Annotated in this window: 16 protein-coding genes; 7 read left to right on the top strand and 9 right to left on the bottom strand. The window is 75.7% G+C overall.

The features are described 5' to 3' along the window. The first annotated feature begins 80 nt into the window (after positions 1-80). The gene (locus AB0E96_RS04275; RefSeq protein ID WP_359818324.1) at positions 81-1,442 is read left to right on the top strand and encodes a DUF2252 domain-containing protein; all 1,362 of its coding nucleotides are present in this window, start codon (positions 81-83) and stop codon (positions 1,440-1,442) included. Between the two features lie 43 nt (positions 1,443-1,485). On the opposite strand, the gene AB0E96_RS04270 is transcribed toward AB0E96_RS04275, so the two are convergent. The 4 genes from AB0E96_RS04270 to AB0E96_RS04255 form a co-directional block, all read right to left on the bottom strand. After that, positions 1,486-2,178 (bottom strand): alpha/beta fold hydrolase, encoded by a 693-nt coding sequence (locus AB0E96_RS04270; RefSeq protein WP_359818251.1) that lies wholly within the window; start codon positions 2,176-2,178, stop codon positions 1,486-1,488. A gap of 28 nt (positions 2,179-2,206) precedes the next feature. Next, positions 2,207-3,766 (bottom strand): MFS transporter, encoded by a 1,560-nt coding sequence (locus tag AB0E96_RS04265; RefSeq protein ID WP_359818249.1) that lies wholly within the window; start codon positions 3,764-3,766, stop codon positions 2,207-2,209. Continuing rightward, positions 3,763-4,326 (bottom strand): XRE family transcriptional regulator, encoded by a 564-nt coding sequence (locus tag AB0E96_RS04260; protein WP_359818246.1) that lies wholly within the window; start codon positions 4,324-4,326, stop codon positions 3,763-3,765. The genes AB0E96_RS04265 and AB0E96_RS04260 overlap by 4 nt, the downstream gene beginning before the upstream one ends. Before the next feature lie 86 nt (positions 4,327-4,412). Then, positions 4,413-4,955, bottom strand: coding sequence for a YrhB domain-containing protein (locus AB0E96_RS04255; protein ID WP_359818243.1), 543 nt, complete (start codon positions 4,953-4,955; stop codon positions 4,413-4,415). Positions 4,956-5,116: 161 nt separating this feature from the next. Here AB0E96_RS04255 and AB0E96_RS04250 point away from each other — a divergent pair, with 161 nt between their 5' ends. After that, positions 5,117-6,364, top strand: a complete 1,248-nt coding sequence (locus tag AB0E96_RS04250; protein ID WP_359818241.1) for a DUF5685 family protein — start codon at positions 5,117-5,119, stop codon at positions 6,362-6,364. 230 nt (positions 6,365-6,594) lie between these two features. Here the strand turns inward: AB0E96_RS04250 and AB0E96_RS04245 are convergent, their stop codons facing one another. After that, complete coding sequence (locus tag AB0E96_RS04245; protein ID WP_359818238.1) at positions 6,595-6,738, bottom strand: hypothetical protein; 144 nt, start codon at positions 6,736-6,738, stop codon at positions 6,595-6,597. 305 nt (positions 6,739-7,043) lie between these two features. Between AB0E96_RS04245 and AB0E96_RS04240 the strand changes: the two genes are divergently transcribed. Further along, on the top strand, positions 7,044-8,240 hold the full coding sequence (locus AB0E96_RS04240) for a hypothetical protein (RefSeq protein WP_359818236.1): 1,197 nt from the start codon (positions 7,044-7,046) through the stop codon (positions 8,238-8,240). Between the two features lie 30 nt (positions 8,241-8,270). Here AB0E96_RS04240 and AB0E96_RS04235 read toward each other — a convergent pair whose 3' ends face one another. Further along, positions 8,271-8,834: a TetR/AcrR family transcriptional regulator gene (locus tag AB0E96_RS04235; RefSeq protein WP_359818234.1), complete on the bottom strand. Its 564-nt coding sequence runs from the start codon at positions 8,832-8,834 to the stop codon at positions 8,271-8,273. Positions 8,835-8,934: 100 nt separating this feature from the next. Between AB0E96_RS04235 and AB0E96_RS04230 the strand changes: the two genes are divergently transcribed. Then, the gene (locus AB0E96_RS04230; protein ID WP_359818232.1) at positions 8,935-9,417 is read left to right on the top strand and encodes a nuclear transport factor 2 family protein; all 483 of its coding nucleotides are present in this window, start codon (positions 8,935-8,937) and stop codon (positions 9,415-9,417) included. 124 nt (positions 9,418-9,541) lie between these two features. Beyond that, complete coding sequence (locus tag AB0E96_RS04225) at positions 9,542-10,609, top strand: hypothetical protein (protein ID WP_359818230.1); 1,068 nt, start codon at positions 9,542-9,544, stop codon at positions 10,607-10,609. A gap of 121 nt (positions 10,610-10,730) precedes the next feature. Here the strand turns inward: AB0E96_RS04225 and AB0E96_RS04220 are convergent, their stop codons facing one another. Continuing rightward, positions 10,731-11,627, bottom strand: coding sequence for an alkaline phosphatase family protein (locus AB0E96_RS04220; RefSeq protein WP_359818227.1), 897 nt, complete (start codon positions 11,625-11,627; stop codon positions 10,731-10,733). Between the two features lie 422 nt (positions 11,628-12,049). Here AB0E96_RS04220 and AB0E96_RS04215 point away from each other — a divergent pair, with 422 nt between their 5' ends. Next, on the top strand, positions 12,050-13,327 hold the full coding sequence (locus tag AB0E96_RS04215; protein WP_359818224.1) for a serine hydrolase domain-containing protein: 1,278 nt from the start codon (positions 12,050-12,052) through the stop codon (positions 13,325-13,327). Positions 13,328-13,467: 140 nt separating this feature from the next. On the opposite strand, the gene AB0E96_RS04210 is transcribed toward AB0E96_RS04215, so the two are convergent. Next, on the bottom strand, positions 13,468-15,876 hold the full coding sequence (locus tag AB0E96_RS04210) for a tetratricopeptide repeat protein (RefSeq protein ID WP_359818221.1): 2,409 nt from the start codon (positions 15,874-15,876) through the stop codon (positions 13,468-13,470). Positions 15,877-16,128: 252 nt separating this feature from the next. Further along, positions 16,129-18,798: a BTAD domain-containing putative transcriptional regulator gene (locus AB0E96_RS04205; protein WP_359818219.1), complete on the bottom strand. Its 2,670-nt coding sequence runs from the start codon at positions 18,796-18,798 to the stop codon at positions 16,129-16,131. Between the two features lie 281 nt (positions 18,799-19,079). Between AB0E96_RS04205 and AB0E96_RS04200 the strand changes: the two genes are divergently transcribed. After that, on the top strand, positions 19,080-19,831 hold a 752-nt coding region (locus AB0E96_RS04200), incomplete at its 3' end, for an AfsR/SARP family transcriptional regulator (protein WP_359818216.1).

Genomic DNA, 19,831 nt, shown 5'->3' with positions numbered 1-19,831 from the left:
TGGCGCACGTGGGTGGGGCCGAGGTGGCCGGGGCAGAGCCGGGGTCGGGGCGGAGCGAGCGGACCCGGCGCGGGTTCGCGGTGGCCGGGTTCGCCCCGGCCCAGGACGGGCGGGCGCGGGAGCGCGGCAAGGAGTTGCGGGCGCGGGTGCCCCGGGAGCGGCACGCGGAGTTCACCCCCGCCCCCGACCGGCCGACGGCCGTGTCCGCGCTGGAGGCCTCCAACACGGGCCGAATAGCCCGGCTGGTGCCGATCCGGGTCGGCCGGATGGCCGCGACCCCGTTCGCGTTCCTGCGCGGCTCGGCCGGCCTGATGGCCGCCGACCTCGCGTCCACCCCGGTGACCGGCGTGGACGCGCAGCTCTGCGGGGACGCCCACGCCGCCAACTTCGGCCTGTACGGCGACGCGCGCGGCCAGATCGTCCTGGACATCAACGACTTCGACGAGACCGTCCCCGGCCCCTGGGAGTGGGACCTCAAGCGGCTCGCCGCCAGCCTGGTGCTGGCCGCCCGGGAGGCCGGGGCGAGCGAGGCCACCGCGCGCGAGGCCGCCCAGCACGCGGCGGGCTCCTACCGCCGGACGGTGCGCACGCTCGCCAAGCTGCCGGGGCTGGACGCCTGGAACGCCATCGCGGACGAGCAGCTGGTCTCCTTCGCCGAGGCGCACGACCTCGCCGAGGTGCTGCGCAAGGTCGGGGCGAAGGCGCTCGGCAACACCAGCGCGCGGTTCGCCGCCCGCAGCACCGACCGTACCGCGGACGGCGGTTGGCGCTTCACGGCCGCTCCCCCGGTGCTCACCGAGGTGACCGACGCGACCGCCCGCGCCGTCGCGCACGCGCTCGGCCCGTACGTCGAGACGGTACCGGCCGAGGTACGCACCCTGCTGTCCCGCTACCGGGTGCAGGACGTGGCGTTCCGGGTGGTGGGCACGGGCAGCGTGGGCACCCGCTCGTACGTGGTGCTGCTCACGGATCACCGGGACCAGCCGCTGGTGCTGCAGGTGAAGGAGGCCCGGCCGTCCGCGCTGCTGCCGTACCTGCCGAGCGGGCCGCAGCCGGCCACGGACGGGCACGAGGGCCGCCGGGTGGTGCTCGGCCAGAAGCACATGCAGGTGGTCAGCGACACCCTGCTGGGCTGGACCACGGTCGACGGACTCCCCTACCAGGTACGGCAGTTCCGCAACCGCAAGGGCAGCGTCGACCCGGCGGCGCTGCTGCCGGCCCAGTTGGACGACTACGCCCGGATCACCGGCGCCCTGCTGGCCCGGGCGCACTCGCACACCGCCGACCCGAGCGTGCTGGCCGGGTACTGCGGAAAGAGCGAGGCGCTGGACGAGGCGGTCGCCGCCTTCGCGGTGGCCTACGCGGACCGCACCGAGGCCGACCACGCCGACCTGCTGACGGCGGTGCGCAACGGGCGGCTGCCCGTCGAGCACGGCGTCTGACCCACCCGGGCCGGCCCCTGTCCGCCGAGCCCGGCCGCCAGGCTCAGCGGGCCAGGAACGGCGCCACCACGGCGACGAACTCCGCGGGCCGGGCACCGTGCACCAGGTGCCCGGCCTCGACGGTGACCAGGCGGCATTCCGGGATCAGCCGGGCGAGTTCGGCGATCCGCTCCTGCGGGATGTGGCTGGCCGGACCGCCGGCCACGGCCAGGGTGCGGGCGGTGATCCTGGCCAGGCCCGACCGCCAGGCCGGGTCCGGGTCGTCGAGCTGGGCCCTGACCGCCCGCACCATCGCCCAGTCGAAGTGCACGTCCGGGTCCGGGTGCTCGGGCAGCGCGCTCGCCGGACGCGGGTACAGCACGGGGATGTCCTCCAGCACCAGCCGGTCGATCCGCTCCGGCGCCGCCTGCGCGAGCAGGTAGGCCACGACGCCTCCCATCGAGTGGCCCACCAGGTCGACACGGTCGAGCGCGAGGGCGTCGAGGAAGGCCAGCACGTCGTCCCGCATCGCCTCCAGCGAGTAGGCGGCGGTGCGGGCGCTGCGGCCGTGGCCGCGCAGGTCGAGCGCGAACACGTGGTGGCCGGGGGCGAGGTCGGGCAGGACGGTGTCCCAGTCGGCGGCGCGTTCGCCGAGGGCGTGCAGCAGGACCAGCGGCGGGCCGTCGGGCCGCCCGCTCTCGCGGTAGGCGAGCGTCACTCCGGGCAGGTCCACGGTCCGGTTCCGTACATCGGTCATGTCCGCCACGGTACGTGCCGACTCCCCGCTAACGGACCGGCGTTCGCCCTCGGCTCAGCGCGGCCGGCTCGTCCTCCTGCCGTTCCCGGGCGGTGGCACGGCCGGCGAACACCGAGGCCAGGACGGCGAGTCCGGCCACCGCCGCGCACACCACGCTCGCCGTCAGGTAGGCGGAGCGGTGCCCGCCGCCCCCGGCGGTCTCCCGGAGGTAGACCCCGGACAGGGCCGAGACCGCGACGGCCGCCGCGATCCGCTGGGCCATCTGCAGGATCGCCCCGCTCACCCCGGCCGCCTCCGCGGGCGCGTGGCGCAGCACGTACGCCTGGTTGGTGGAGCCCATCAGCCCGACCGAGGCGCCGCCGAGCAGCTGCAGCAGCGCCAGCAGCCAGGGCAGGACGGCGGTGGGCGCCCAGTGCGCGAGCAGTCCGCTCAGCAGCATGGCGAGCGCGGAGCCGACCATCCCGGCGGTGACGGTGCGCCGGCCGAAGCGCTGGACGACCCGCCAGGCGAGCGCGGAGGCCACGCCCATGGCCACGGCGGAGGGCAGCGCGACCAGCGCGGCCCCCATCGGGGAGAGGCCGAGGCCGTCCTGGAGGAACATGGTCAGCACCAGCGAGGCGGCGAGCGAGGAGCCGAACTGGGCCATCGCGGTGGCCGTCCCGAGCGCGTACGGCGCGGAACGGGTGAGCGCCGGGTGGATCAGCGGGTGGCCGCCGGCCCGGGCGCAGCGCCGCTGCCACCACGCGAGCGCGCCGAGCAGCAGCAGGGCGGCGGCCGCGAAGGCCAGCCAACCGGTCCAGCCGGGCGGCTGGACGAAGGGCAGCATCAGGGCGAGCGTCAGCGCGCCGACCAGCAGCAGACCGAGGACGTCGAGGTTCGCGCTGCGCGCGCTGGGGCGGGGCCTCGGCAGGTGACGGGCGGCCAGGGCGACGGTGGCCAGGCCGAAGGGGACGTTGAGCAGGAAGGTCAGCCGCCAGCCGTGCTCCGGGCCGGCCAGCGCCAGCACCGCGCCGCCGATCGGCGGGCCGAGCGCGAAGGCGAGGCCGCCGGTGACGGCGTACATGCCGAGGGCGCGGGCCCGCAGCTGGCCGTCGAAGACGTCCTGGAGGGTGCCGATCATCTGGGAGTTGACCAGGCCGGCGCCCGCGCCCTGGAGCAGCCGGGCGGCGATCAGCACGCCGGGCCCGGTGGCGGTCGCGGAGACCAGGCTGACCAGGGTGAACAGGGCGAGGCCGGTGACGAAGAACCACTTGCGGCCCTTGACGTCACCCAGCCGGCCGCCCGGGATCAGCGCGAGGCCGAAGGAGAGCGAGTAGCCGGCGACGATCCACTGGAGGTCGGCGGGCCCGGCGTGCAGGGTCTCGCGCAGGGCGGGGATGGAGGTGTTGAGGACGGACTGGTCGAGCAGCGTGGTGAATCCGCCCGCGACGCAGACCGCCAGGACCCGGCGCCCGGCGGCGTCGAAGCGCTCCTCGGGCTTCCGGGGTGCCTCGGACTTCCCGGGCTTCCCGGGCTTCTCGGGCTTCCCGGTCCCGGGGGCGCGGCGGTCCTCGGGCTTCTCGGGTATCGGACCGGTGACGGCGCTCACGGCTCGACCACCACCAGCGCGTAGCGGGCCTCGCCCGGGCCGAGGCTGCGGAAGCGGCTGGTGCTCCCGACGTAGCGCAGGCAGTCGCCGGGGCCGAGCGGCTGCGGCTCGCCGTCCACGGTCAGCTCCAGGTGCCCCTCGAACAGCCAGAGGTGGTGCTCCCGACCCGGCGTGCAGGCGCGGTCGTAGGCGATGTCCGCGCCGGCCGGCAGCCGGCCCTCGACGATCTCCGCTCGCAGCGAGCCGTGCGGCGGCGAAACCGAACGGCGGACGAACCCGGTCGTCCCGTCCCGCCACACCTGCTGCTCCCCGGCGCGCACCAGTCGGGCCGGGCCGGGCTCCACCTCGGCCAGCAGCCGCGACATGGTCCGCCCGTACACGGCGCACAGCCGCCCGAGCAGCGCGGCCGTCGGGCTGACCTCCGCCCGCTCCACCCGGGACAGCGTCGACCGGCTCACGTCCGCCAGCCGCGCCAACTCCTCCAGCGTCCATCCGCGTTCGAGCCTCAGCTCGGCGAGCCGCTGTGCCAGCCGCTCGTCGGCGGCCGTGTCGATTCCCATATTCGCGATTCTATCCCGGATATGAGATCCACTCACTCGCCGGCCGACCAGCCGGAGCAGAGCCGCCGCCCCACGGACCGGAGGCGCTACGGGACGGGGCCCACCGGACCGGCCAGCGTCTCGATCGGGCCCCGGTCCGGTGTCCCGGGCTCCCGGGTGAGGGCCGCCAGCTCCTCGGGCGGCTCACTCCCGCCCCCGACGGCCGTGACGTAGTCCTTGGCCTCCCGCAGCCCCATCCGCGGAGCCCGCGCCCGCAGGTGCCGCATGGCGGCGACCGCTCCGGCGGCGACCGCGAGCTCCCGGACCTCCGCGGCCAGGGGGTCCGGCACCCTGACGCCCCTGACCTGTCGGAGGTAGTCCTGCTCCCAGCCGTCGTCCCAGTCGGTGCCGGGGACGAAGTGGATGCTCCCGTCCTCCCGGTCGACCAGATAGGGGCCGCCGAGGAGGTTCCCGCGCAGGGCGGGGTCACGGGCGCCCTCCGCCGACGTCCAGTGGACCAGCCACCCGACCGACCGTTCGACGACGGCGTAGGCGGCCAACTCCGGGATCAGCCGAGCCCATTCCCAGCTCGGCCGTTCCCGTGCCAGAAAGGACTCGACCAGCTCGACCGCTCGCTCCTGGGAGATCACGCCTCCATCCTTCCGCTCGGGTCAACCGGATTTCGGCCCCGGGCGTCGCTCGGCGGGCGGGCCGGCCGAAGCTGCGGATTCTCCGTCAAGGAGGGGCGGCGATCATATGATGTCCGGCGAATCGTGGCCGGTCGGCGGCCCGTGAGGCGAGGGGGACCCGCGTGTTCGGCATCATCAAACCGTGCAGGCACCGACTGTCCGAGCGCTTGCAGACCTCCTGGATGGCCCACCTCTGCGGGCTCTGCCTCGCGCTGCGGGACGACCACGGGCAGCTGGCCCGGACGGCGACCAACTACGACGGTCTGATCATCTCCGTGCTGGTCGAGGCCCAGGCCGCCCGGGAGGACTCCTCCTGGCGCCGCACCGCCGGACCGTGCCCGCTGCGCGGCATGCGGACCGCCTCCGTCGCCAAGGGCGAGGGCGCCCGGCTCGCCGCCGCCGTCTCCCTGGCCCTGGCCTCGGTGAAGATCCGCGACCACGTCGAGGACCGGGACGGCGTCTTCGCCCGCCGCCCGGTCGCGGCCGGAGCCCGCGCCGTCACCCGGCGCTGGGACCGGAAGAGCGCGGGCAGCGCCTCCGTCGTCGGCTTCGACACCGCCGTGCTGCTCGACGCGGCCTCCCGGCAGGGCGAGTTGGAGCGTTCGCTCGGGCCGGGCGGGTCCGTCCTGCTCGTCACCGAGCCCACCGAGACCGCCACCGCGGCCGCCTTCGCGCACACGGCCGTGATCGCCGGGCGCCCCGGCAACGCCGCCCCGCTCGCCGAGGCCGGACGGCTGTTCGGCCGGCTCGCCCACCTCCTCGACGCCGCCGAGGACCAGAGCGCCGACGCCGCCTCCGGCGCGTGGAACCCGCTGACCGCCACCGGCACCGACCGCGCCGAGGCCGAGCGGCTCTGCCGCGACGCCGTGCACGGCATCCGGCTCGCCCTGCGCGAGGTCGAACTGACCGACCGCGCGCTGGTGCACGTTCTGCTCGGGCACGAGACCGAGCGTGCGGTGGACCGGGTCTTCGGTCCTGCCCGGCACGGGGCGGGCTGCCGCCGCCCGGGCGCGGCCGGCCACGCCACGGACGAACACCCGCACCAGGCGCCGCCGCGGGAGACGCCGCCGGGCCAGGCGCCGATCCCGCCGTGGGTGCCGCAGGGCCCCGGCTTCACCCCGCCCGGCGGGAAGCCGCCGAACCCGCGCAACCTGCTCGCCGGGTGCGCGGTGTGGGCGCTGATGGCCTGCACCTGCCAGCTGCTCTGCTGCGACCACAACGACCCGTTCACCCGCGAGCCGCGCAAGGGCTTCTGCGAACGGCACGACTGCGACTGCACCGACTGCTGCAACTGCGGTGACTGCGGCTGCGATTGCGACTGCTGCGACGGGTGCGACTGCTGCGACGGCTGCTGCTGCGACTGCGGCTGAAGCCGACCGGTCAGCCCACCGGCTCCACCTCGCCCGTCCCGTCCTGACCGGCACGACCGCCCTGACCAGCGCGACCGCCCTGCCCGGCCGCCACCGGCCCGGAGTGCCCCCGCGGCACCCCGGGCCGGTCCGCGCCCCGGTCCGGCCCGTCCTCCCCCCGCCGCCACAGCGGCAGCACCGTCACCGGTGACACCACCACCGATGACGCCGCCGGGCGCAGCTCGGCGCACTCAGGCATCGCGCCCGGCCGTCTTCCGGTCCACCGCCAGCGAGTCCTCCAACCGCGCCAGCAACTGCCGGAACCGCTCGGTGTCCTGCTCCGTCATCCGTCCCTCGGGCAACGCCCCCGGCCTCTCGGCCGTCCTCTTGTCCATGCGCCCGAGGCTAGGCGGTGACGATCAATGGGCGATAAACGCGCGTTCGGGCGAAAAGCACTCGCCCGGCGCGGTTCGTCCGGGAGTTGCCGCCGCAGCCGACCTCCCCGTCCGGAATCGCCTTCCACCACAGGGGAGTTGACATCGCTCCGGCGACGAACCGGACGGGGGCAAATCATCCGTCGGGCTGCGCGGCCGGGCCGGGTCGGTGAAGACTTGCGGGCGGTACGGGGGCGGGGAACCGGCGTGCCGCCGGCTCCACCCCGCCTCCGTGGCACCGACGAGAGACAGGAGCTGCACATCCCATGAGCAAGCGCACCTCTCGCACACTCGCCGCGGTCGTCGCCGCGGCCGCGGCCACGGCCCTGACCGCGGGTTCGGCACCAGCGGCCGCCGGCCCCTCCCTGGCCGAGATCTCGATCGAGGCACCTCCCACCGAACCCGGCACGTACTCCCGGGAACTCCAGGTCGCCAACGGCAACGGGGACAGCGTCTCCGAGGTCATCGTGGGGGACTACGCCGGTGGCGGGCCGCTCAGGATCTCCCTGATGCTCTGGAAGACGGACTGGTCCATGAGCGGGCTCGACCCGCTGCCGGGCGGCGGGCGCGCGAAGGCCACCGCGATCAACAACAACCTGACCGTGGTGGGGACTTCCCGGTCACAGACGGGCGAACAGCACGGACTGCGCTGGGCCTCCGGGAGCACGCCGGTCGAACTGCTTCCACTGCCCGGCGACTCGGAGGCGGCCCCGGCCGCGGTCAGCGAGGACGGCACCGCGGTGGGATCCTCCTCGGACGCGTCCTCGGAGCACGCCGTGGCGTGGCCGCCGAGTGGCACGCCCGTCGCCCTGCCTCCGCTGCCGGGCGACACCGGGAGCGCGGCCGTCGCCGTCAACGGCGCGGGCACGGCGGTCGGACACTCCTACCCGGCCGGCGGCACCGCCTCCCCGCGGGCGGTCGTCTGGAGCCCCGACGGAACCGTCACCGCGCTGAGTCTGCCGGCGGGCCTCACGCGCGGCGGCGCGACCCGCATCACCGACTCCGGCATCGTGATCGGCTGGGCGGACGCCTCGTCCGGGCCGCGGCACGGACTCGTCTGGGACGCCTTCGGCGCGGTCGCCGACCTGGGGGCGCACACCGAGGCGACGGCCGTGAACACCTCGGGAACGGTGGTGGGCCGCCAGAACGGGCAGGCCGCGCGCTGGGACGCCGACGGCACGCCGCGGCCGCTCCAACCGACCGCGCTGGCGAGCTTCGCGACCGCGATCAACGACCAGGGCACCGTCGTCGGGTACACCAGCGACCCGCCGCCGACCCGCGCCCAGTTCTACGCGCAGCTCTGGAACCCGGACGGGTCCGTCAGCGCGCTTCCCCGGTGGGCGCCGCACATCCCGTACGCCACGCCGCACTACATCAGCAACAGCGGGCTCGTCTCTGGTCAGATCCTCCTGCGCGGCATGGCGCAGTACGGCCTGCCGTTCTCCATGCGCTGGAAGCTGTAGGTCGCACGGCCGCGGGTCACCCGCCGCCGACTACCGGGCCGGCGCCGCGTCGAGCAGGACTCGGGCGGCCTCCCTGGCGTCGGCGGCGGCCGTCGGATCGCCGTGGACGGCCGCGCTGGTGATCGCCCCCTCCGCCAGCAGGGCCAGGTGGACGGCCGTGGTGGGTGGGGCTCCGGCGGCCTCGGCCAGGCCCGCGAGGTAGCCGCCGAACTGCTCCTTGTGGTGCCGGGCGGCGGCCACCACCGCGGGGCTGAGGGCGCCCAGCTCACCGAGCGAGTTGACGAAGGCGCAGCCCCGGAAGCCGGGTTCGGCGAACCACCGGCCGAGCCAGTCGAAGACCGCGAGCAACTGCTCCAGCGGGGAGCCCCCGGTGCGCGAGACGTACACGGCGAGGCTCGCCCGCCAGCGGCCGTCACGGCGCAGCAGGTAGGCCTCGACGAGCTCGCCCTTGGACGGGAAGTGCTGGTAGAGGCGGCGCATGGTCATGCCGGAGGCGGCCCGGACGGCGTCCATGCCGACCGCCTGGATGCCCTGCCCGTAGAACAGCTCCTCGGCCGCGTCGAGGATCCGGCTCCGTGGGTCTTCCTGCTCCATCTGCCGTGCCCTTTGCGTGAGAACGATGGTTCTCCTATCGTAGCCATAGCAGTGAGAACGATCGTTCTCACCGGCGGAACGATCATTCCGAGGAGCACCCATGCCCGAGACCGGCACCGAACGGCGCCCGCCCCTGCCCCCCTTCACCGCGGAGACCGCCCGGCGGAAGGTCCGGGCCGCCGAGGACGCCTGGAACACCCACGACCCGCAGCGGGTCGCCCTCGCGTACACACCGGACAGCCGCTGGCGCAACCGCTCGGAGTTCCTCGTCGGCCGCGAGCGGATCGCCGGGTTCCTCACCCGCAAGTGGCAGCGCGAGCTGGACTACCGCCTGATCAAGGAGCTGTGGGCGTTCGACGGCGAGCGCATCGCGGTCCGCTTCGCCTACGAGTGGCACGACGACGCCGGCCGCTGGCACCGCTCCTACGGCAACGAGAACTGGGAGTTCGACCGGAACGGGCTGATGGCCCGTCGGCACGCCTCCATCAACGACCTGCCGATCGCCCCCGGGGACCGCCTGTTCCACTGGCCGCTCGGCCGCCGCCCCGACGACCACCCGGGCCTCACCGAACTCGGCCTCTGAGCCGCCCGGGCGGCGGGCCGCCGATACACGGCCGCGACACCGTTACCGCAACCTGATCGTTCCGACGGCCCACCGAGACCCGCTCCACACGGGACCCTGACGTTCCGCGCCTACGGTGCCGGACATGCCGAAGACACCTGGAACGTCCGCCCCCGACCGTACGCTCGCCCGCAGGCTCGCCGCCGCGGGGGCCGCCCTGCTGAGTGCCGCCACGATGGCGGCGGTGCTGCCGGGCACCGCCGCCGCCGTGGAGCGGGACACCGTCACCACGCACGCCGGCGCCACCACCACGCAGGAGCGCGACCGGATCGACGCCTACTGGACGCCCGCCCGGATGAAGCTGGCGGGCGCCCTCGTCCCCGAGATCACGCCCGTGCCCGAGGACGACGACACCCCCGACGACCCCCGGCCGCTGCCCGCGGACACCCCGGACCCCGGGGCCGTGTGGACCCACGGCGGAGCGGTGGACCGGAGCGTCGGCCGGCTCTTCTTCACCTTCTCCGACGGCTACGACGGCAGCTGCACCGCGACGGTCGTCGCCGCCCCGAACCGCAGTACCGTCGTCACGGCGGCCCACTGCCTGCGGGGCGTCGGAGCACCCGGCGCCGACGACACCTGGAACCACAACCTCTACTTCGTGCCCGGCTACCGCAACGGGACCAAGCCGCTCGGCGGCTTCAGCATCAGGACCGCGGCCACCTCCTCCCGCTGGGACGCCGTCCCGGCCGGCACCGGCTCGGACCAGGTCGCCGTGGCCGGCTACGACACCGGGCTGCTGGTGGCGAACCGTTCGGCCGACGGCCGGCCGGTCGCGGACGTCACCGGAAGCCAGCGGATCGCGTTCACCCCGCCCACCGAGGGCGAGTTCGTCCACACCTTCGGGTATCCCAAGGACCGGCTGAACAACCCCGCCGCCCGGTACACCGGTTCGCGCATGATCCACTGCGCCGGACCGGCCCACCCCGGCCCCACGGCCCCGCTGCTGTGGGGCGGGGCCTGCGACATGTCGCACGGGGCCAGCGGCGGCCCGCACTTCGCCGGGTTCGACCCGCGCACCGGCACCGGCACCGTCGTCGGCGTCACCACCACCACCGACGAGCTCGCGGGCGGCCCGGCCGGCACGCTGTACGCCACCCGCCTCGGGGACAGCGCCCACCGCCTCTACGACTGGGCGCGGACCCGGGCGGTCTGACCACCGGGCTCCGCCGGGCCTGCGGGCACCTCCCGCCGGCCGGGTCCGGACCGGCGGCCGAACGGCCACCGGCCCGGACCCGGCCGCGACAGCGGGGCGGGCAGGGGCTGATCGGCGCGGGTCAGTTCCAGATGCCGGTGATGTCGGCGGCGGAGGCAGCGTTGCCCGCGTGGCCGGTGGTGCCGGCCAGGTCCTCCAGGGTGCGCAGCACGTTGTAGTGGTTGTAGGTGGTGGAGCTGGTGCTGCCGGGGGTCACGTGGGCGCCGTAGACCACGGTCGGGATCCGGTTGCCGGACAGCGAGTTGTCCTCGTCGAAGGTGACGACCAGCAGGCTGTTGTGGGTCTGCGCCCAGGTGGCGTACGCGCCCAGGTTGTTCTTGATCCAGGTGTCACCGGTGCCGACCGAGCAGTCGTGCATGTCGTTGCAGAGGTTCGGCACAACGAAGGAGACGTTCGGCAGGGTGCTGTAGTCGGTCGGGAACTGGGCGAAGGTCTTCGCCGAGCTCAGCGGGACGTTGCCGAAGCCGAACCAGGGGTTGTGCTTCTGCGCGTACTTGCCGCTGCTGCACACGGTGCTCCCCTGGCTGGGCAGGGTCTCGTTGTAGCTGGCCCAGGTCTTGCCGGCGGCGATCACCTCGGAGGCCAGGTTGGCGGCCTGGAAGCCGCCGACCTTCACACAGCTGTCGTCGACGGTGCCCTGGGTGGAGCCGGAGAACAGCGCGTAGTAGTTCGGCTCGCTCGGGTGGGTGATGGCGTACGACTGGGTGAGGTTGGCGCCGCCCGCGATCAGGGTGTTGTTGAGGTACGGCGCGCTGCTGCTGCCGACGACCTGGGTGTAGGCGTGGTTCTCCATCACCACCACGATGATGTGGTCGGGCGTGGGCAGGGCGGCCGCCTGCGCGGTGGTGGCGGTCGCCGCCCAGAGGCCGGCGGAGGCCGCGACCAGGGCGACGGCGGAGCCGATCGCCGTCGCGGTGAGGCGGGAGCGGGGGTTCACGGGCTTCGTGGACGAAGTCATGACAATTCCTCGGGTAGTGGACGGCCCGGCGAGCCGGGCGCGGGACGGGAGGTGCGTGCCGCCGGGGTGCGGCCGGGCGGATCCGGTGCGGCCGGGCGGCCTGCCGTCGGCGGAGTCGGCGGTGACCGCGGACTCGGGGGAAGCTCCGTGGTCGGTGGGGCGGGAAGCCGGTGCGGCGAGCGCACCGGAGTGCGCGAAGGCGCCCGAACAGCATGGGGCGCTCAGGTCGACGCGGGTAGACGACGGCAGGTGAAACCTTGGCCCCGGAGCGGAGAACGGACGGTGCGGCCGCCGATACCACCACCGACAACGCGAATTGCGGGCGAAACGGTTCACATTGCCATCAGCCGCCCCGGCCGGTGATAGTGATCATCGAACGGCGCGGTCCGACACCGCGTCAGCTGACGAGAGAACCGATGAACATGGCGAAGACCAGCCTTCTGCGTCCGCTCGCGACCGTCGCGGCCGCCGCCGTCCTGGTGGCGACGGGTGCTCTGCCCGCCGCGGCCGCCGGACAGGGCACCACCGACACGACCGCCCCCGACCTCGCCGGCGTGCGCGCCGCTCTCGACGCCACCGCCGCGGCCGGCGCCCCGGGCGCCTTCGCGGTGATCCGCGACCACGACGCCGCCGCCCGCACCCGTTCGGTCTCGGTCGGCCTGGCCGACCTGGACGGCACCCCGATGAACTCCTCGTGGAGGTTCCGGGTCGGCAGCAACAGCAAGATGTTCACCGCCGTTCTCGTGATGCAGCTGGCGGAGGAGGGCCGGATCGACCTCGACCGGCCGCTGCGCGAGTACCTGCCCGAGGGCACCCTGCCGGAGGGCTGGACCATGACCGGCCGCCAGGTGATGGAGCACCGGGCCGGCGTCTTCGACCACACCAACGACCTGCTGGAGCAGGCCGGCGAGGAGACCACCAGCGCCTTCGAGGCACGCATCCGCACCAAGGTCTACGACCCGCGCGCGCTGGTGGCGATGTCCGTCAAGCACGGCGTGCAGTACACCCCCGGCACCCGCTACTCCTACTCCAACACCGACTTCGTGCTGATGGGCCTGGCGGTCGAGCACCTCACCGGCCAGCCGTACCAGGAGGTGCTGAACGAGCGGATCCTCCAGCCGCTCGGCCTGCGCAAGACCTCCTTCGTGGTGCCCGACCAGGACATCCGCGGCGCCCACGTCACCGGCTACCTCACCAACGACGACCGCACCAAGCCGCTGCTGGACTCCACCGCGCAGACCGGCTCCTGGTTGTGGGCCGCCGGGGCCGTCATCTCCGACGCCGAGGACCTCGACCGCTTCCTCACCGCGCTGATGGCCGGCGGCAACGGCGGGCTCGTCTCGGACGCCTCGCTCCAGCAGATGACCGCCGCCCTGGCCACGCCCACCGCGAAGATCTCCTACGGCCTGGGCCTGCGCCGCATCACCCTCTCCTGCGGAGACGTGTACGGGCACGGCGGCATCGTGCAGGGCTTCAACACCCAGTCCTTCACCACCCAGGACGGACGGCGCAGCGTGGTGGTCTTCGCCAACGCCTCCAACAACGGCTCGGTGACGCAGGGGCTGATGAACACCCTGGAGCCGGCCTTCTGCGGCAAGCAGCCCGTCGCCCCGCGGACGGCCTTCGCGCCGGCCCCGGCCCCGGCTTCGGTCCCGGCCCCGGTGAACTCGCTGCCGGTGGTGGAGGACACCCGGATCTGACCCGCCGTCCCGCCCGGCACCCGCGCGCCCGCTTCCGGTCCGACCGGGAGCGGGCGCCGCCGCGTGGCGGCACGTCGCGGCATCTGCCGGTCGGCGCCCGTCGGTGCCGACCGGCACCCGGCAGCCCCCGGCGGTGCCGGTCAGTGCCGGGCGCCCGCCGTACGGGGCCCCTCCGCGCTCAGGTCGGTGAGCGCCTCGGTGAGCAGCTCGCGGGCCTCCTCGGGGCGGCCCTGCTCGATCAGCGCGGTGCCCAGTTCGGTCAGCGTCTTGGTCATGCTGTCCGGGCGGCCCACCGCCTCGAAGTGCAGGAGGGCCTGCCGGTAGGCCCGCTCGGCGGCCGGCCAGCGCTTCAGCGCCGCGCGGTCCAGGCCGAGTTCGTGCGCGGTCATGGCCGCCAGCAGGTGGATCAGCGGCGAGGACCAGCGCTCCACCAGCTCCAGCGCCTCCGCCAGGGCCCGCCGGCGCGACTCCACCGCCTCCTCGGCCCGGCCGGACTCCCGCAGGCAGTTGGCGGCTCCGCGCAGGGTGACCAGCCGGCCGATCATCGCCGAGCGGGTGGCGACCTCGGCGAAGGCGTCCGCCGCCCGGTGGAAGGCGTCGGTCGCCTCGCGGTGCCGCTGGAGGTAGCGCAGGCCCGAGGCGAGGTAGGTCAGCGCCCAGCCCTGCTGCTCCCGGTCGCCGACCGCCCGGGCCAGCTCCAGCCCCTCGGTGGCCAGCTCGATGCCGCGCTGGTAGCGGTGCAGGCAGGTGACGTACGTCCAGGCCAGGTAGTTGACGTGCACCGCCTCGACCCGCCGGTCCCCGATCGCCCGGGCCGCGTCCGCCGAGAGCTGGAACACCTCGGCCCAGATGCCCCAGCTGAGCAGGCGGTCGGAGAACCAGTGCATCGCCTCGGCGGTCTCCACCACCTCCCGGTGGCGGCCGGCCCGCTGCGCCTGGTGCAGGGCGGCCAGCCACTCCGGGTGCTCGTACTCCAGCCAGGCGGCCGCCTCGGTGAGGTGCGCGGGTGCGGTACCGCCGGTGCCGGTGCCGTCCGTGGCGTGGTCGGGGTCGAACCGCAGCCCGTACTCGGCCGCCCTGGCGAGGATCCAGCGGCCGGCCCTGGTGCTGGCCTCGGCCAGCTCCCGGGCGGTCTCGTCGGCGGCCAGCCGCTCGCCCGCGTACAGCCGCACCAGGTCGTGCAGCCGGTAGCGGTCCGGGGTGGCGGCCTGCATCAGCCCGGCGTCGACGAGCTGTTCCAGCACCAGCTCGGTACGGGCCGCGGACCGGCCCGCGTAGGCCGCGGCGATCTCCGCGGTGAAGTCCTGCCCGGCGGTCAACGCGCAGCGGCGGAGCACGAGTTGGGATTCTGCGGGCAGCCTCCGGTAGGACAGTTCGAAGGCCGGGCGGACGGCCAGGTCGCCGGTCTCCAGCAGGTCCAGCCGGTTCTCCTCGGCGGCGAGCTGGCGCACCAGGTGGGCGACCGGCTGCTGCGGGCGGGCGACCAGGCGCTGCCCGGCGATCCGCAGCGCGAGCGGCAGGTAGCCGCAGAGCCTGGCCAGTTCGGCGGTGGCGTCGGGCGAGGCCTCGATCCGCTCGCGCCCGGCGATCCGGGCCAGCAGGCCGGCGGCCTCGGCCGGGGACAGCACGTCCAGGCTCAACCGGTGCACCGACTCCAGGCCGGGCAGCACGTTGCGGCTGGTCACGATGGTCACGGCCGGGCCCGAACCGGGCAGCAGCGGGCGCACCTGGCTCTCGTCGGCGGCGTTGTCCAGCACCAGCACGAGCCGACGCTCGCGCACCAGTGCCCGGTAGAGGCCGGCCCGCTCCTCCGTGCCGGCGGGCACCGCGCCGTCCGCGACCCCCAGGGCGCGCAGCACCTGGCCGAGCGCGTCCCGGGCGGGCAGCGGCTGCGGGGACATGCCGCCGAGGTCCAGGGAGAGCTGGCCGTCCGGGAAGCCCGGGGCCAGGGCGTGGGCGGCGTGCAGCGCGAAGGCGGTCTTGCCGAGGCCCGGCTGACCACTGATCAGCACCACCCGCGGGTGGGCCGGCCGCTCGTCCTCGGCCAGGCCGGCGAGCAGCGCGAGGGCGTCCTCGCGGGCGGTGAAGTCGGCGATGTCACGGGGCAGCGCGAGGGCGCTCTGGCCCGCCTCCAGGGCGACCTGAACGACCTGGGCGGCCTCCGCGGAAGCCTGCGGCGGGGCGTCGGCCGAGGCCGCCTCCCGGGCGAAGGCGGCTTCGCGCGGGGCGGGCACGCCCGGCCGGGCGCCGACGACGGGCACGGAGCCGGGCCGTGTCCCGCGCGGGCGCCCGGACTGCGCGGCCCGGTCCAGCGCCTCCGCCTGCGCGCCGTCCAGTCCCAGCGCCTCGGCCAGGGCCCGTACGGTGCGCCGCTGCGGGCCGCGGGTGCGGCCGCGCTCCATGTCCCCGAGGGCCCGCAGGCTGACCCCGGCGGCCGCGGCGAGCTCCTCCTGGGTCAGGCCGGCCGCCACCCGGTGCCCGGCCAGCAGACAGCTGAACTCGTTCGTGTCCGTGTCCGTGCCGCCCCCGGCCGCCATACCCGCCCCCACTCGCTCGTCCTGCGCAGTTCCGCACTTCTGCCTGGAACCGCCTCCGGCGATTCGCTCCAGGCAGAAGTATGCCCGGGCCGACATGTTCGTCCTACTTGACCCTCCCCCAGGGTATCCGCCCAGGTCAGGAGGTATGCACAGGGGACGGTCGGCAGGGTGCAGACGGCCCCCCGGAATGAGAACCGCCGATAGTTCCGCCTGTGGTTCCGCTGGCCGATCTGCGGTTTTCCGCCACCGGAGGCCCGGGGGCGGTCACGGTCGCCCCCGTGTCCGCGCGGCCTCGACGGTGCGGCCGAGCGCGTCCAGCAGGTCGGCGAGCAGGCCGTGGGAGCGGGCTTCGAGGGCCGGGTCACCGACGGTACGGCCGAGGGCTACGGCGAGCCGGGCCGAGGAGAGCGCGGCGTCCCGGCGGCCGAGCGCGTGCAGCGCGCGGGCCCGGCTGTGGGTGGCGAGGACGGCCTCGGCGCCACCGGACCGGGCGGTGGCGGCGCGCACCGCCTCGTCGGCGTGACGCAGGGCGGGCCCCGGGTCTCCGGCCAGGACCAGCGCGTCGGCGAGGTCGGTGAGCGCGCGGACCAGCAGGTGGCCGACGGCCGGGGTGCGGGCGGCGGCGACCAGGTCGCCGAGCATCGGGACGGCCCGCTCGTACCGGCCGGCCCGCAGCAGGGCGGCGGCCACCCGGCTGCGGCAGTGGTGGCGCAGCACCGGGTCCCCGGCCCGGTCGGCGGCCGCGACGGCCCGCTCCAGGGTGTCGGCGGCGGTGCGGTGGGCCGCGCGGTCGACGTGCAGGACGGCGAGGTCGGTGGCGAGCCGGGCCACCGCCGCCTCGTCCCGCTCCGTGTGCGCGGCGCTCAGCCCTGCCTCGACCACGGCCCGCCAGTGCGCCCGGTCGTGGCCGCCGGCCTCGTACAGCAGGCCCGCGCGGTGGGCGAGTTTCCAGGCGGCACTCGGCCGCCCCCGCTGCTCGGCGCAGAGCACCACGGCGCGCAGGGCGCTCTCCTCGCGGCGGAACCAGGCCGCCGCCCGGGCGCAGCCCCCGGCCGGCGCGCTCTCGGCCGTCCAGTCGGCGGTGACGTCGAGGTAGTGGGCGATCAGCCGGTCGAGGGCCAGGTACCGTTCGTCGCAGGTGAGTTCGGCGGCCTGGGCGGCGGCGTGCCGACGGACCAGCTCGCGCCGGGCGTACCGGCCGGGGCTGGTCTCCTCCAGCAGGTGGACGGCGTCGAGCCGGGTCAGCAGGGTGCGGGCGGTGACGGGCGGGAGGTCGCCGAGGGCGGCGGCGGTGTCGGTGCCGATCTCCGCGCCGGGGTGCAGGCCGAGCAGGGTGAACAGCCGGGCGGCCTCGGGCGCCAGCGTGCGGTAGGTGTCGTCCAGCGCGGTGGTGAGGCCGAGCGGGCCGCGCGTGCCACCGGTTCCGGCGCCGGAGAGGGCGGCCAGGCCGGTCTGCTCGGCGGCGAGTTCGGCGGCCAGGTCGGCCACCGACCAGTCCGGCCGGGCGGCCAGGCGGGTGGCGGCCAGCCGCAGCGCGAGCGGCAGCCGGTCGCAGCGCTCGACGAGTTCGGCGACCGCTTCCGGCTCCCCGGCCGTACGGTCCTCGCCGAGAGCGCGGGCGAGCAGGTCGGCGGCCTCGTCGGCGCCGAGCACGCCCAGCGGCAGCGGAATGCCTCCGACGTGGACCAGCAGGTGGCGCAGCCGGCTGCGACTGGTGACGACCGCGACCGGGGCGGGCTCGCTGTCGGTGGCGGGCGGGTCGGGCAGCAGCGGGGCGAGCTGCTCGTAGCCGGCCGCGTCGTCCAGCACGACCAGCATCCGCCGGCCGGCGACCAGTTCGCGGTAGCGGCGGGCGCGGTCCCCGGGGTCGGCGGGCAGCGCCTCCGGGGCGACCCCGAGGGCGGCGAGGAAATCGCCGAGCACCTCGGCGGGTTCCCGCGGCCCGTCCGGGTCGAAGCCGTGCAGCTCGGCGCGCAGGACGCCGTCCGGGAAGCAGTCCTCGGCGCGCCCGGCCGTCCACTGGCGGACCAGGCTGGTCTTGCCGACTCCGGCGGGCCCGGTGACCAGGATCGGGCGGCCGTCCCGCGCGGCGGGCAACACTTCGTCCAGCCGGGCGAGTTCGGCGCCCCGGCCGACGAACCGGCGGTCGGCGGCGAGCCTGGCGCCGCACTGCTCCCCGGCCCGGCGCAGCTCCGGACCGGGCGGCCCGCCGAGCCGGGCGACCGCGCGCTCGTAGCACTCCCGCGCCTCGGCGCTCCGGCCGTCCTGCTCCAGGCAGCGCACCAGCCGGGCGGCCAGCGGCTGCCGGGCCGGGTTGGTGTCGGCCGCCTCGGCGAGTTCGGCGGCCAGCTCGCCGCCCCGGCCGGCCCGGAGCAGGCCGTCGGCCAGCCGCTCCAGGACGCGCAGCCGCAGGTCGGTCAGGTGCGGGAGGGCCCGCTCGCGCAGCAGCGCGGACCCGCAGTCGGCGAGCGCCGGGCCGCGCCACAGGTCCAGCGCGGCGCGCAGCAGGGGCAGGGCCCGGTCCGGCGAGGCGTCCCACGGCGGGTCGGCCGGCGGGACGGCGGGCTCGGGCAGCGGCAGGACGGCGGGACCGGGCAGCGGCACACCCGCCCGCTCGCAGAGCCGGCCGAAGCTCAGCACGTCGATCCGGTCGGGCTCGCCGGCCAGCAGGTAGCCGTACCCGCGGGTGTCCAGCTCCAGCCCGGAGCCGTCCAGCAGCTGGCGCAGCGCCGCGACGTGGCCCTGCAGGGCGGCCCGCGCGGTGGGCGGCGCACAGCCCTCCCAGACCAGCTCGATCAGCTCCTCGGTGGCCACCGTCCGGTTCAGCCGGAGGGCGAGCGCGCTCAGCAGCGCCCGGCGTTTGGGCGCCGAGGGCGTCACCACCGCCCCGTCCTCCCACCGCACCACCACCGGTCCGAGCAGATCGATGTGCACGCGCCCGTTCCCCTCCCCCACCATCGCTTCCCCGGCCGGATCGAGGATAGGGCCGACCGGGCCCCTGACGTCGGCCGTACCGTACCCGGTGGGTACGACAGCGGTGCCGCGCCCGCCGACCGGTGCAACCCCGGCCCGCCTCCGCGGCGTCCTCCCGGGGGGTGGCCCGCGGCGCGGCGGCGGAGGACCGTCCGGCTCGGACCGGACACCTTCGCGCACTACACTGCTCCACCCCGAGGCTTCCGGTGCCACGGGCGTTGTGCGGTGAGGTGGGAGTACCGGTGCGGATTCGACTGCTCGGGCCGGTGGAGCTGCGGGTCGGGACGGACGGCTTCGCCGGGGTGGCGGGCGCGCAGCGGCGGGCCGTCCTGGCGCTGCTGGCGCTGCGGCTGGGGCGCCTGGTGACGATGGACCAGCTGTGCGAGCTGCTGTGGGCCGAGCAGCCGCCGCCGAGCGCCCGGGCGGCCGTGCAGGGGCACGTCGCCGCGCTGCGCAAGGTGCTCGCCGACACGCCGTTCGAGCTGCGCACCCGGGACTCCGGCTACCTGCTGGCCGGGCCGGCCGACGCCGTGGACGCGCTGCGCTTCGAGGAACTCGCCGGCGCGGCCGAGGAGCGGACCGGGCTCGGCGACCGCACCGCGGCCGTCGCCCTGCTGGAGGAGGCGCTGCGGCTGTGGCGCGGCGAGGCGCTCGCCGACCTGCCCGACACCCCGCTGCGCGCCGCCGCGGTGGACCGGCTGCAGCAGTCCCGCACCGCCGCCCTGCTCTTCTGGGCCGGGCTGCGGCTGGGCCAGGGCGCCGGGGCGTCGGCCGTGCCGCTGCTGGAGCAGGGCGTCCGGCGGGACGGGCTGCGCGAGGAGCTGGTGGCGCTGCTGATGCGCTGTCTGCACCAGGCGGGCCGGTCCGCGCAGGCGCTGACCGTCTACCACCAGGCGCGGGTGCGGCTGGACGAGGAGCTGGGCATCCGCCCGGGCCCGGCGCTGCGGGCGGCACTCGCCGAGGTGCTGGCCGACGACCGTCCGGCGCCGGCGCC

This window comes from Kitasatospora sp. NPDC036755, assembly GCF_040636595.1.
Lineage (GTDB): Bacteria > Actinomycetota > Actinomycetes > Streptomycetales > Streptomycetaceae > Kitasatospora.
The sequence above is the reverse complement of the archived record's forward strand: the minus strand, read 5'-3'. Positions and strand labels throughout refer to the sequence as shown.

What these genes read in the sequence shown, in the direction of transcription:
- AB0E96_RS04270 (WP_359818251.1), bottom strand. Translation starts at nt 2,178, where the DNA reads ATGACCGATGTACGGAACCGGACCGTGGACCTGCCCGGAGTGACGCTC.
- AB0E96_RS04260 (WP_359818246.1), bottom strand. Translation starts at nt 4,326, where the DNA reads ATGGGAATCGACACGGCCGCCGACGAGCGGCTGGCACAGCGGCTCGCC.
- AB0E96_RS04245 (WP_359818238.1), bottom strand. Translation starts at nt 6,738, where the DNA reads ATGGACAAGAGGACGGCCGAGAGGCCGGGGGCGTTGCCCGAGGGACGG.
- AB0E96_RS04240 (WP_359818236.1), top strand. Translation starts at nt 7,044, where the DNA reads ATGAGCAAGCGCACCTCTCGCACACTCGCCGCGGTCGTCGCCGCGGCC.
- AB0E96_RS04235 (WP_359818234.1), bottom strand. Translation starts at nt 8,834, where the DNA reads ATGGAGCAGGAAGACCCACGGAGCCGGATCCTCGACGCGGCCGAGGAG.
- AB0E96_RS04230 (WP_359818232.1), top strand. Translation starts at nt 8,935, where the DNA reads ATGCCCGAGACCGGCACCGAACGGCGCCCGCCCCTGCCCCCCTTCACC.
- AB0E96_RS04225 (WP_359818230.1), top strand. Translation starts at nt 9,542, where the DNA reads ATGCCGAAGACACCTGGAACGTCCGCCCCCGACCGTACGCTCGCCCGC.
- AB0E96_RS04220 (WP_359818227.1), bottom strand. Translation starts at nt 11,627, where the DNA reads ATGACTTCGTCCACGAAGCCCGTGAACCCCCGCTCCCGCCTCACCGCG.
- AB0E96_RS04215 (WP_359818224.1), top strand. Translation starts at nt 12,050, where the DNA reads ATGGCGAAGACCAGCCTTCTGCGTCCGCTCGCGACCGTCGCGGCCGCC.